At 44.5% G+C, this 13,416-nt stretch carries 11 protein-coding genes; 7 read left to right on the top strand and 4 right to left on the bottom strand.

All coding sequences use genetic code 11. The annotated features are described in order from the left end of the window. Window positions 1-16: 16 nt before the first annotated feature. The 3 genes from J3P40_RS12150 to J3P40_RS12140 are packed head-to-tail and all read right to left on the bottom strand — an operon-like array spanning window position 17 to window position 2,555. Complete coding sequence (locus J3P40_RS12150; protein WP_256005952.1) at window positions 17-1,381, bottom strand: MATE family efflux transporter; 1,365 nt, start codon at window positions 1,379-1,381, stop codon at window positions 17-19. A 53-nt stretch (window positions 1,382-1,434) separates the two neighbouring features. Continuing rightward, entirely contained in the window at window positions 1,435-2,058 is a 624-nt protein-coding gene (locus J3P40_RS12145) for an AlbA family DNA-binding domain-containing protein (RefSeq protein ID WP_256005950.1), read from the bottom strand. 11 nt (window positions 2,059-2,069) lie between these two features. Next, a complete protein-coding gene (locus J3P40_RS12140) occupies window positions 2,070-2,555 on the bottom strand; it encodes a DUF4442 domain-containing protein (protein ID WP_256005947.1) in 486 nt (161 codons plus the stop codon). Between the two features lie 142 nt (window positions 2,556-2,697). Here J3P40_RS12140 and J3P40_RS12135 point away from each other — a divergent pair, with 142 nt between their 5' ends. The 7 genes from J3P40_RS12135 to J3P40_RS12105 all read left to right on the top strand — a co-directional run bounded on the left by J3P40_RS12135 (window position 2,698) and on the right by J3P40_RS12105 (window position 12,422). Further along, window positions 2,698-2,904 carry a coproporphyrinogen III oxidase gene (locus J3P40_RS12135; protein WP_256005945.1) on the top strand — a complete coding sequence of 69 codons (207 nt, stop codon included), beginning with the start codon at window positions 2,698-2,700 and terminating at the stop codon, window positions 2,902-2,904. Between the two features lie 91 nt (window positions 2,905-2,995). Continuing rightward, window positions 2,996-4,219, top strand: a complete 1,224-nt coding sequence (locus tag J3P40_RS12130) for an MFS transporter (protein WP_256005943.1) — start codon at window positions 2,996-2,998, stop codon at window positions 4,217-4,219. Window positions 4,220-4,317: 98 nt separating this feature from the next. Next, entirely contained in the window at window positions 4,318-5,214 is an 897-nt protein-coding gene (gene hemF, locus J3P40_RS12125; protein WP_256007075.1) for an oxygen-dependent coproporphyrinogen oxidase, read from the top strand. Window positions 5,215-5,336: 122 nt separating this feature from the next. Further along, window positions 5,337-7,886 carry a DNA gyrase subunit A gene (gyrA, locus tag J3P40_RS12120; RefSeq protein ID WP_256005942.1) on the top strand — a complete coding sequence of 850 codons (2,550 nt, stop codon included), beginning with the start codon at window positions 5,337-5,339 and terminating at the stop codon, window positions 7,884-7,886. Between the two features lie 32 nt (window positions 7,887-7,918). Further along, window positions 7,919-8,992, top strand: a complete 1,074-nt coding sequence (locus J3P40_RS12115; protein ID WP_256005940.1) for a tetratricopeptide repeat protein — start codon at window positions 7,919-7,921, stop codon at window positions 8,990-8,992. Between the two features lie 62 nt (window positions 8,993-9,054). Beyond that, the gene (locus J3P40_RS12110) at window positions 9,055-10,203 is read left to right on the top strand and encodes a tetratricopeptide repeat protein (RefSeq protein WP_256005937.1); all 1,149 of its coding nucleotides are present in this window, start codon (window positions 9,055-9,057) and stop codon (window positions 10,201-10,203) included. 62 nt (window positions 10,204-10,265) lie between these two features. After that, entirely contained in the window at window positions 10,266-12,422 is a 2,157-nt protein-coding gene (locus J3P40_RS12105; RefSeq protein ID WP_256005936.1) for an FUSC family protein, read from the top strand. On the opposite strand, the gene bioB is transcribed toward J3P40_RS12105, so the two are convergent. After that, entirely contained in the window at window positions 12,399-13,406 is a 1,008-nt protein-coding gene (gene bioB, locus J3P40_RS12100) for a biotin synthase BioB (RefSeq protein ID WP_256005935.1), read from the bottom strand. The two genes, J3P40_RS12105 and bioB, sit on opposite strands and share 24 nt — an antisense overlap. Window positions 13,407-13,416 lie beyond the last annotated feature (10 nt).

The following is a 13,416-nucleotide window of genomic DNA, read 5'->3' as shown; positions in this document are numbered from 1 at the left end:
ATAGTGTGAAATAACCTTAAGCTGATATGGGCGCCGTGCCCGATACCTTTTTTCTAAACCTGAGATACAGCATGAGAGAGGCGGCGAGCAATCCAATAGTAAGACCGTACCAGATTCCGTTTACGCCAAGGCCAAGCCTGATACCAAGCAGGTACGCGAGTGGCAGGCCCAGGACCCAGTATGACATGAAAGTTATTATGGTGGGCACGTTTACATCGCCGATACCCCTGAGTATGCCGAGTCCAACAACTTGAGTACCGTCGAACAACTGAAACAATCCTGCAATGATCAGCAGGCCGCTGGCAATCTCAATAACATCGATATCTGAGGTATAAATGTATGGCAAGAGCTGATTTGCAAAGATGAAAATGAGCGCAGTCGCCGTCATAAACATCACAACGACATGGTAGCTTGCAATAGCGGAGAACCGCAGATCAGCAAAATGGCCCTTACCGTAGTTATTGCCCGTTTTGATCGTGGCGGCGGAGGCTACACCACTGGCCATCATATAGGTGACTGCGGCCAGGTTGATTGCTACCTGGTGTGCGGCTTGCTCTACGGCGCCTATAGTGCCTATGAGAATGGCGGCCATGCTGAACGCGCTGATCTCGAAAACATATTGCAGGGCTACCGGTGCGCCGATCTTCAGGATCTTGATTGTGCGTGCTTTTTCTATGAGCGCCAGTTTAAAATGTTTGATATAAATTTTGAAGTGCCTCGACCGCAACACATAGATGATGATCACAGTCGCCATGATCATACGATCGATTAATGTGCTTAGCCCAACGCCTGCCACACCCATAGGGCTGATCCCGAACATTCCTTTGACGAATACAATACCCAGCACTATATTGATGATATTTCCCCATACGGATATGTACATGGCCTGTTTGGTAAAACCCAGGCCCTCTGTAAATTGCTTGAAGCTTTGAAAAATCATCAGTGGGATGATGGAAATACCAAGATACGCCAGGTACGGCTTTGCATGCCGGACAACTTCTGGCGACTGTCCGATATGGTCTATGACCAGCAAGGTTCCCAGATATATAAATGCGTAAAGAACTAACGAGGCTACGATATTGATCGCTAAACTGTTTGACAGCAGTTTTCCGCATTCGTCGTAATTTCTCTTTCCGTTTTCCTGCGCGATAAGCGGCGTAAGGCCATAGGCGATACCTATACCCAATACCATAACTATGGTGAACAAACTATTTACCAGCGATACTGCAGCAAGCTGAACTGTTCCGGCGAAGTGCCCAACGATGACACTGTCGGCCAGATGCACCATGGTATGCCCCAGTTGCGACACAACGATCGGCATCGCCAGACGGAGGTTGTCTGCGTAATAGGGTTTGTACTTTCGACGGATTTCCTGAAACATTTTGCAAAAGTCGGCTTTTTAAGCCGCAATTGCGTCAGCTTAAGGTGTAATATTCAGACCGCTGTAAAATATTCCTCTTTCTCTGAGATATGCGGACGGATAACACCGCTGATGATGAGGCTGACCAGTATCTTCTGAGCTTTCTTATACGAACTTCTTGTAAGCTTGCTAAACTCTTTTAGAGTTATTCTTCCCTGTTCGTTCAGATAATCAAACAACTGCTTTTCCTGATCCGTATAATTGATAATATTCGGTTCCTGGTTGTTGCTCTTTTTGATCACGTCTACCAGTATCTTACTCGCCAGAATGCTTTTGTCCTTAACGCGATAGTATACCCACCACTTCTTGTGCTCATCAAGCGCATAGTGAGGTTTGAGCTCGCTTTCAGCGATATTGACAACAAGGACCAGCTTGTCATCTACATATACTTCTTCGAATTCGGGCTCAAGAGCAGGTTTGCAATACTGATGTGCTGCTTTGGTGATCATATACCGTTCTTCGTCTTCAGATTTGACACCTTTGATGCTGCCATCGTCGGCAACACCGATAAGCAGTTTACCTCCTTTATTATTTGCGAAGGCCACAAGGCTCTTGGATATCTTTTCTGTACTGGTTATCGTTTTCTTAAAATCCAGTGTTGTCCCTTCGCCCTGCAAAATTAGCTTCCTGATATTCATTTCTGGTTTTTTTAATACGCTACCCTCGATATCTCACCCTGATGGAGATTGCGAATATATACTTCGTTTATCACGCTTGCGCAAAGTTCTCCCTCAGAATTGCACACCTCGATGGGATAAGCCCTTATAAATTTTCCCTGAGTACTCAATGCCTGCACGGCCTCTTCCAACATCTCGTCGCTAACCTTAATCGTGAAATAGAGATTGCTTCTTCCGGGTTTGAGGTACTGAATGGATGCACTTTTAAGCCACACCCGTACTTTGAAACCTCGCCGTTGCAATAACTGATCAAAAAGGATGGCGTAAAACGGGTCCGTAGCTGAATAAATAGTTCCACCGAATATGGAACCGTTATAGTTTCGGTTGATGATACTCCGGCTGATTTTTACATCTACTCCACGGAAACCTTTATGGAAATTTCTGATCCAAATCCGTTGAAACAACATCGGAGGGTATAGGGATAATCCCCATTTCAAGGTACGCTCTGATACGATCATGATGCTACAATATCAGAAAGATTATTGAACTATGAAAGGCCCGAAGCCTTTTTTAAAACCTTTCAGAATTCAGATTGTTCAACGATATGATAATCAATGTTTTGATAAATGTAAACTTAGTTAAACACGAAATTCATCTCTTATGAAAAAGTTAATCTTAAGCATGGTTTTTGCTTCCGCTGTAGCGATTGCAGGGTCAGCATGCAACTCGACAAAAAGCGTGTCGGACAGTACAGACAGCACTCAGACAGATACTTCGATGAGTCCGTTAGATACAACGGGTACTGTACCACCGGATACGGCAGCGATGCCGCCGGACACAACCACTATGCCACCTGATACGCTGTGAACCTGGCCCGGTAATTTAGCCGGGCATTTTTTTTCAATTTCTTGCGCATGTGTTTAATTTGTTTGTACTTTCAGCATCCAAATTAAACCATATGACTAACGGAAAACAGAGCGGAAGTGTTTCGCTTTTAATTCTCGTGGCTGCGCTCGGCTATTTTGTAGATATTTACGATCTGCTCCTCTTCCTGATCATTAAAAACAAAAGTCTTAGTGCCTTGGGTGTTGCTCCCGACCAAATTACAGAAGTTGGTCTCTATTTGATGAACTGGCAGATGGCGGGCTTACTTATCGGCGGTATTTTCTGGGGCGTTTTGGGGGATAAAAAAGGCCGGTTGTCTGTATTGTTCGGTTCTATCATCATGTACTCGCTGGCAAACATTGCAAACGGTTTTGTGACCACAATCCCCATGTACGCCGCCCTTAGGTTTATTGCGGGGGTGGGCCTTGCAGGTGAACTGGGTGCGGGCATTACCCTTGTCAGTGAAAGCATGAGCAAGGAAAACAGGGGATACGGCACAATGCTGGTAGCCGGCATTGGTTTGATGGGCGCGGTGGCGGCTTATGTTGTAGGCGATATGTTTGAATGGCGGACAGCGTTTTTTGTTGGTGGGGGACTGGGAATTTTGCTTTTACTGCTTCGATTCGGCGTGTTCGAGTCTGGTCTGTTCGAGCGCATGGCGAAGAAAGATGTTCAGAAAGGGAATTTTCTGATGCTGTTTTCAAGCAGGGACAGATTTTTTAAGTATTTAAACTGCATCCTGATTGCGGTACCCTTATGGTTTGTGGTTGGAATTCTTGTCGGCATTGCGCCCGAGTTTGGAAAAGCGCTACAGGCCAAGGACGTGCTTGACAACGGAAAGGGTGTGATGTTTACCTATATCGGTATATCCCTGGGTGATTTTTTAAGCGGCGCCCTGAGTCAGATCTTCAGAACTCGTAAGAAGATTGTCCTGATCTTTATACTGCTTACCTTCTCCACGATGCTGGTTTACCTGCTGAGTACCGGCTGGACTGCCAATGGATTCTATGTGCTCTGCGTGGTATTTGGTTTATTTACCGGCTATTGGGTGGTATTTGTGACCATCTCGGCGGAACAGTTTGGAACAAACCTAAGGGCTACGGTGACGACAAGTGTACCCAATATGGTCAGAGGTTCTCTTATCCCGGTTACATTGCTTTTTCAATACCTGCAGGCGCAAATGGGTATCATAAACGCAGCGCTTTGTATTGCTGTGCTAACGGTTGGTCTGGCACTATTTGCCTTGTATCACCTCGATGAGACTTACGGCCGGGATTTAAACTTTATTGAAGAATAGACATCTGCATTTGTTAGTGTCAAAACAATGTACTATCTCTTTAAATATCCCCTTTACAAGCGTTTATCAGCGTATCTTTGGACACAAGGGTAATCGAAATGGAATTTAGAGATCAGGTAGTAGCAGCGTTTAAGCAAATTCAGGATGAGATATGCAGGGAGTTGGAACAAACCGATGGCGGGGCCTCTTTTGAGGAGGAAAACTGGACGCGCGATGGCGGTGGCGGCGGAAGGACCAGAATAATTCAGAACGGAAATGTGCTCGAAAAGGGTGGTGTGAATTTTTCGGCTGTCCATGGTAAACTTCCCGAATCGGTAAAACGCGGACTAGGTGTAGACAGCGATGAATTTTTTGCCACAGGCGTATCAATCGTTATGCACCCGTCTAATCCATACGTGCCAATTATTCATATGAACATCAGGTACTTTGAGTTGAATGAGGGAACAAGATGGTTTGGTGGTGGCATTGACCTGACGCCGCATTATATCATCGACACGGATGCGCGCTATTTCCATCACTTGTTGAAGCAAGCCTGCGATAAATTCGATGCACAGTTTTACCCGAAATTCAAGCGAAGGGCCGATGATTACTTTTATATCCCGCACAGGGAAGAAACAAGGGGAATCGGCGGCATTTTTTATGACAGGCTAACCCCAGAAAGCACCGGTGTTTCAATTGAAGCTTTACTTGAATTTTCGGTTGAGGTCGGAAATACATTTGTTCCTGTATATACAGAACTTATAGACCGGAACCGGGATAAAGAATTCAGTGAAACAGAGAAGGAGTGGCAGTACCAGCGAAGGAGCCGGTATGCCGAATTTAATCTGGTATACGATGCCGGCACTAAGTTCGGGTTGGAGACCAATGGACGCATTGAGTCTATACTGATGAGTTTGCCCCCGCTTGCCAAATGGACCTACAACCATCAGCCCGTTCCCGGATCACCAGAAGCATACACCCTCAGCAGGCTTAAAAAGGGGGTTGACTGGGTGTAATTCCCTGTTAATTTATCCGCTAAAATTTTTCCACAATGCACCGTTATGGTGCATTTTTTATTAGATTCGCAAGGTTATAGGAATACCACATTTAAATCGTTCTTAAGGAACATTAACATTTTATGGCAGAAGATTTAGAAAATCAAGAAAACGACAAAGTAATAAGAATCGATATAGATGAACAGATGCGTTCGGCATACATTGATTATTCGATGTCTGTTATCGTATCAAGGGCGCTTCCTGATGTACGGGACGGTCTAAAGCCGGTTCATCGCCGCGTTCTGTATGGTATGTTGGATCTTGGATTAACGAACAATAAACCTTATAAAAAATCAGCACGTATTGTCGGAGAAGTGTTGGGTAAATATCACCCGCATGGCGACGCATCAGTATATAATACTATGGTTAGGATGGCCCAGGACTGGAGCTTGCGCTATCTGATGGTAGAAGGACAGGGAAACTTTGGCTCAATCGACGGTGACTTTCCGGCGGCCATGCGTTACACCGAGGCACGTTTTCAGAAGATTGCAGAAGAGATGCTTGCTGATATCAACAAGGATACGGTTGACTTTCAGTTAAACTTCGACGATTCCCTGCAGGAGCCAACAGTTTTGCCTTCTAAAGTTCCGAACCTGCTGATTAACGGATCATCTGGAATTGCTGTAGGTATGGCAACGAACATGCCGCCCCACAACCTCACAGAATCTATTAATGCCACAATTGCTTATATAGACGATAACGACATCAGTATCGCTGATTTGATGAAGCACATTAAAGCTCCTGATTTTCCTACGGGAGCTATCATCTATGGTTACACAGGGGTACAGGAAGCTTTCGAAACAGGACGAGGCCGTATCGTGATGCGGGCAAAGGCCGAAATTGAGTCGAATAAAGACAGAGAGACTATCATTGTGACCGAAATACCTTATCAGGTAAACAAGGCACAAATGATTGAGCGTACGGCAGAACTTATAGGTGAAAAAAAGATAGAGGGAATTTCGAATATCAAAGATGAGTCGAACAAGGATGGTATCCGGATTGTTTACGAAATAAAGCGTGATGCGAATGCGTCAATCGTCCTGAACAACCTATTTAAACAGACGGCCCTGCAAACCTCATTCAGCGTAAACAACATTGCGCTGGTAAACGGCAGGCCGCAACTGCTTAATCTGAAGGACCTGATTCGTCACTTCGTGGAGCACCGCCATGAAGTGGTTATCCGCCGGACTAAATTTGAGCTTGCCGAAGCAAAAAAGCGTGCGCACATATTGGAGGGTTTACTCATCGCCCTGGATCATCTGGATGAGGTAATCAAGCTTATCCGTAACTCTGATACCCCTGAAGACGCCAGGACCGGCTTGATGGAGCAGTTCGGCCTTACAGATATCCAGGCGAGGGCTATATTGGACATGACATTACGTCGTCTGACAGGTCTGGAACGTGATAAGATCAAAGAGGAATACAATGAATTGATGAAAACCATCGATTATCTCCAGTCTATCCTGGATGATGAAGGTAAGCGGATGCAAATCATCAAAGACGAACTGACAGAAATGTCGGAAAAGTACGGGGATGAGCGACGGACAGAAATTGTTCATGCAGCCGGCGATATGAGCATGGAAGACTTTATTGAGGATGAAGAAGTCGTCATAACGATATCCCACGAAGGCTACATTAAGCGCACACCTGCTACCGAGTACCGCACGCAGGGCCGTGGGGGCAAGGGTTCTAAAGGCAGCGATTCACGAAATGAAGACTTTATTGAACACCTGTTGATCGCTTCAAATCACAACTACATGTTGTTTTTCACCGAAACCGGTCGCTGTTTCTGGCTAAGGGTATATGAGATACCTGAAGGCAGCAGACAAAGCAAGGGCCGCGCGATACAGAATATCATCAATATTCCAAAAGAGGAAAAGATCAAGGCTTATATCAAGGTGAAAAACCTGAAAGATCAGGAATATCTGGAAAACAATTATATTATCATGTGTACAAAGAAGGGAACTATTAAGAAAACCTCCCTTGAAGCTTACTCACGTCCGCGCGTAAATGGTATAAATGCGATAAACATCAATGAGGGTGATCAGCTGCTCGAAGCCAGCCTTACCACCGGCACAAGCGAGATCGTGATGGCGTTGCGTTCCGGAAGGGCCATCAGGTTCAATGAATCAACTGTCAGACCAATGGGAAGAACGGCGACTGGTGTGCGCGGCGTAACGCTTGCTCATGATAAAGATGAGGTGGTTGGCATGATTGCTGTGGATAATCCTGATAGCACCGTACTTGTGGTTTCAGAAAAAGGTTATGGTAAACGTACTGATATAGATGATTATCGCGTTACTAACAGAGGCGGTAAGGGTGTTAAGACCATCAATATTACCGATAAGACCGGGGATTTGGTTGCCATAAAGGCCGTTACAGATGCAGATGACCTGATGATTATTAACAGATCCGGTATTGTGATCAGGATAGTTGTAAGTGAACTAAGGGTGATGGGTCGTGCTACACAGGGCGTAAAGCTCATCAACCTGAAGGGAAATGATGAGATTGCATCTGTCGCACAGATTGAACATGAGGACGAGGAGGTAGAAGAGGGAGGTTCTGACGTTACGGAACAAGCGCCCGAAGACGATAGCGCGAACAACGACACTGAAACTAATGACGAGGAATAGATAAATTAAACGTTGAACTAATAATTAACAAAATGAAGAAAATACTTTTAGTTTTACTTTGTGCAGGAGTAGCATCCATTGCAAATGCACAAAAAAATGAAGTAACTGCTGCAAAAAGTGCCTGGGTGCTTCTTGCCAACAGTGGCGCCAAAACTTTGCCGGAAACGCTTAAAATGATTGAAGACGGGTTGGCGCATACCGATAAGGCAATTGCTCACGAGAAAACAAAAGAAAATGCTGAAGCATGGTCTTACCGTGCACTTCTTGCGTCGCGCGCCGCGCTGATAGATACGCTTGATTTCGCTAACTCCAAAGCAAAGCAGATTATCGCTGAAGAGGCCATTGAAAAAGCAACGACTTTTGATAAGAAAGGCGACGAGAAAGAGAACCTTCAGAACGCTAAGCTCAATATTGAGGACGCAGTAAGAAACCGAGGCGTTTTTGCTTATCGTAAAAAAGACCTCCCTACAGCACTTGAATCATTTAACGAGGTAACCAAGCGCAATCCGCAGGACACTTTTATGTTCGTAAATGCTGCAGTAATTGCGAGAGAGCTAAAAAACTATCCCGAGGTTGCGCGGAATTATAAGGCAGCCATAGCGCTTAATCACCCAGAGAGTAATATTCTGTATAAAGATCTCATTGGCATTCAGTTTAGAGAGCTCAAAGACAGTGCGGCTGCAATCGCCTTGATTCAGGAAGCGTCAGCTAAATATCCAGAAGACAGCGATCTGATCGGTATGGAAACTGATTATTATATGAAGAAAGGCGACATGGCAAAGTCTCAGGCGATGTTGACTAAACTTATAGAAAAGAACCCCCAAAACGATACCTATCAGGTGATTATGGGCGACACTTACTTCAAACAGGCTACTGATATCCAAGATCAAAGGAATAAAGTTGATCCTAAGAAAGTGAAAGAATTTAATGAGCTCGGCGTACAAATGAAGAAGTTGTTAGATCAGTCGTTGCCTTATTATAAGGCGGCTGTAGCAATTAACCCAAAGAATGAGATAGCGCTGGATAAATTAAGGTCGATCTACTTCTTTAAGGATGACAAAGCCAATCTAGACGCGGTTCAAAAGCAAATAGATGCGTTGAAATAAGACGTTAAAACATCAGAATATAAAGAGGGACGTTATTCCCTCTTTTTTTTTAAATTTGTATTATGAGTAAGCTATCATTTCTTCAGATTCTGTTAATATCATTGTTCGCTTCAGTTACAGCATTCGGTCAGAGAAGCCAGGTTAAGATTGCGAGAAACAGTATAGGGAAATTACAGGTCGCCATTAACGCCAAGGAGGATGCTAAGAAGCAACTCAGCATACTAGGAGAGGGGATCAAGGCCAGTGAGGCGGCGCAGAATGATAGAAAAACAAAGAAGTGGCCGGAGACATGGGCAATTAAAGCTTATCTTAGTTCCTATATTTCCATCATTGATACAGACGAGGGCAACGCAGAACGTTATTATACGATCGCAAATGAGGCGATTGATTCTGCAAGACGACTGGATAAATTCCAAGCCAATTCCAGACTGATCGATGCGGCAATATATAACGTGAACATCAGGAAGCAGAACAAAGCGGCGGTTGCATTCTCAAATAATGACTTCTCTACAGCGTATAAAATGCTGAAAGAAGTCAGTGACTTTTTTCCGAAAGATACTGCGCTGGCTATTAATACAGCTATAGCCGCACAAAACGTGCAAGATTATGACAATGCGCTGGTATATTACAAACGAGCAAAGGAAAACGGTGTTCGCAATCCCTTGCTTTTCCAAAACCTGGCCAGAATTTACACCTCAAAATTTGAAAACGAACTGGCTATCCGTACGTTAGAAGATGGACTCAGAATGAATCCACACGATCAGGGACTCACAAGTAATTATATCAATACTTTACTTGACAATGAGCGCTACGCAACGGCCATAAAAGTCATTGAATCCACGTTGAAAGCAGATACCAAAAATAAACTGCTGTACTTCCTTTACGGATACCTCCATCAGAATAACAAGAATTTCAGCACGGCGGAACTAGCATATAACAGAGCGCTTGAACTGGACGAAAACTATTTCGATGCCTTATACCAAATCGGTCTCGCATACATACAGTCTGCGAACGAAGCGCTTAAAACGTCGGCAGCTGATAAAAATCAACAATTTGCATCACTAATCAATCGTGCAGAAGTTTCTCTGTTGCAGGCGCATGAGATCAATCAAAACGACAGAGCTACCGTACAGTTGCTAATGGACATTTATTCCAGGAAAAATCGCCTAGACAGAGTGCAGGAGTTAAAGTCTAAGCTGGAAGAATTCTAAGCATAGCGGATACGTTAGTTAACATAATATAAATTATGGTCTAATAGTTATTAAAGACGTTCATGCTGAATCGCCCAATCCGTAGTATTCACGACTTTCTGCTTAGCACATACTTTGCAGACGGATTGCGGATTTCCTTTGGCGTGCTTTGCCCGCCGCTTATTCTCGCACAGTTTGGTATGCTGCAGTACGGCATCACATTATCATTGGGCGCGTTATGTGTGAGTATTACAGATTCGCCCGGACCAATCGTTCATCGTCGCAATGCGATGCTCGTAACTACGGGACTGATCACGATCATATCCGTAATCGTCGGGCTGACCAATAAAAACGATTACTTTATAGGTGCTGTGCTGACCCTGTGCAGTTTCGTATTTTCTATGTTTTTCCTGTACGGACTAAGAGCTGCATCTGTTGGCACGGCCGCGCTGATTGTCATGGTGTTGAGTATCGACGACGTGAGGCCCTGGCAAGATGTGCTATTTTATGCTTTATTGGTCTTTCTCGGTAGCATTTGGTATACCATGCTCAGCTACCTCTTTTATAAGCTACGACCATATCGGCTGGTTCAGCAGAGTTTGAGCGAGTGTATCCATGAAATTAGTGATTTCCTTCGCGCTAAGGCTAAATTTTACAGAGAAAATACGGACTACGACCAGGCCTACGCAGAACTTTTAAAACTTCAGGTTCAGGTACATGAAAAGCAGGATGCGGTTCGGGAGGTTCTATTTAAAACCCGCGAAATTGTGCGTGAATCGACTCCGGAAGGCCGGTTTTTATTGCTTGTATTTGTAGACATCGTTGACTTGTTTGAGCAGATCATGTCGACATATTACAACTACAAACGGCTGCATGAACAGTTCGATCCGTCCGGAATCCTTAGTCATTACGAAAAGGTTATTATAAAAATTGCGGACGAACTGGACGATATAGGATTTGCGCTCGTTGCCGGAAATACCCCTCACCTGCCCTCAGATCTTGATAAGGACGTCGAAATGCTAAAAGCTGAAATTGTAAAGCTTGAGACCGACAAGTCGGGTGCTAACTATACCACGCTCGGCATCATTGCCCTTAAAAATATTGAGGTCAATATTGAGAACATCCTGTCAAGGCTGAAAACCATAAATGGATATTTCAATAAAGCCAAAAAGAAGAGCCTAACAACACGCAATATAAATGTCGACAAGTTCGTTACCCGGCAAAGCTTCGATACGGATCTGCTCTGGGAAAACCTTACGTTCAGATCATCAACCTTCCGGCACTCCTTACGTGTTGCTATCGTTATGCTGATCGGCTTTGTCGTGGCCAAATCATTAAACTTTTCTCATAGCTATTGGATACTCCTCACCATACTTGTGATCTCAAAACCTGGATTCAGTCTTACAAAGCAACGCAATTATGAAAGACTGGTCGGCACAATCGCCGGATCATTTGCCGGCATGGGCATCCTTATATACATCCAGGATAAAAACGCCCTCTTTGCCATTCTGCTGATATGTATGATCGGATCTTATAGTTTTCAGCGCAAAAATTATGTGGTCAGCGTATTGTTTATGACGCCATATATCCTGGTACTCTTTGATTTCCTCGGTATCGGAGGCTTGTCTGCCGCGCGCGAACGTATCTACGACACCTTGATTGGCTCTGGTATTGCACTAATCGCCAGTTACTCCCTGTTTCCAAACTGGGAACACGAAAAACTAAAAGAAGCACTCCAGGAAACCCTGCAGGCCAATATGAAATATTTCGAAGAGGTTGTTTTATTGTATTCAGGTCCGCTGGGCGACCCCACCAATTATAAAGTGGCGCGCAAACAGGTTTACGTAACTACGGCCAACCTGGCCTCACTTTTTCAGCGGATGTTCTCAGAGCCAAAAAGTAAGCAGGTAATTATGAAAGAACTGCATCAATTTACCGCACTAAACCATCAGCTGTCGTCCTATATCGCTACCTTGTCCCTGTATGTTAAAGAACACAACTTTACAGGGATTGATCTTGAAGAACTTAAGCCTGTCATCCAAAACACCCAATACCTCTTTAAACAGACTATCGAAATCCTGCAGCACAATACCGGGCAAGTAAACAATGTACCCTTAATCAGACGCTCAAGTAAAGATGGCGAAATTCAAACCGCTCAGATGGTCATATCTGAGCAGTTCGACCTGACGCAAAAAGTAGCTTACGATATTTATAAGCTATGCGAGCGCATCAAGTTGTAGTTTTTCTGTATTTGCAGGCCTGCCCTTTTTAAAGGCATCTCTTGTTTTTAGGCCAAGTAACTCGAACATAGCCATATCATCAATAAAAGCAGGGTTTGGAGTAGTCAGCAATTTATCGCCCGCAAAAATCGAATTGGCACCAGCCATAAAACAAAACGCCTGTTCCAGCGTGCTCATCTCATTTCTGCCAGCCGATAGGCGAACAACAGAATTTGGCATTACGATACGCGCAGTCGCTATCATCCTCACCATATCCCATATCGGCACACGCGGCTGATCCTCGAGTGGCGTACCCTTTACAGGTACCAATGCGTTAACCGGAACAGATTCCGGATGAACATCCATGTTTGCCAGGGTATGCAACATTGACACCCTATCCTCCACAGTTTCACCCAATCCAATGATACCTCCGCTGCACACAGTCAGTTTCGCCTTACGCACATTTTTAATAGTGTTCAGACGATCATCATAAGTACGCGTAGAAATGATCCGCTTATAATCATCCTCAGACGTATCCAAATTATGGTTATACGCATACAACCCTGCATCGGCCAATCGCTGTGCCTGGCTTTCAGAAAGCATACCTAAGGTACAGCACACCTCCATGTCCATGTCATTAACCGCTTTTACCATCTCAATTACGCGGTCAAAATCCCGGTTATCACGAACCTCGCGCCATGCCGCACCCATGCACAACCTTGACGCACCACCCTCCTTAGCTTTAACAGCAGCACTCACAACCTGGCTCACCTGCATTAAAGGCTGAACCTGCAGATCAGTATGATAACGTGCCGCTTGCGGACAATAAGCACAGTCCTCCGCACATCCGCCAGTCTTAATGGATATCAACGAACTGATCTGTACTTCGTTATAATCCTGATTTTCGCGATGAATGGTAGCTGCTTCATAAATCAAATCCAGCAGAGGCTTATGATATATAGACGATATCTCATCTTTCGTCCAGTCGTGTTTTGTGGGTTGCATATAAATAATT

Origin of the sequence: Pedobacter deserti (assembly GCF_024436415.1) — a bacterium.
GTDB classification, from domain to species: domain Bacteria; phylum Bacteroidota; class Bacteroidia; order Sphingobacteriales; family Sphingobacteriaceae; genus Pedobacter; species Pedobacter faecalis.
Note: the sequence above shows the minus strand (reverse complement) of the source record. Positions and strands in the feature narration are given on the sequence as shown.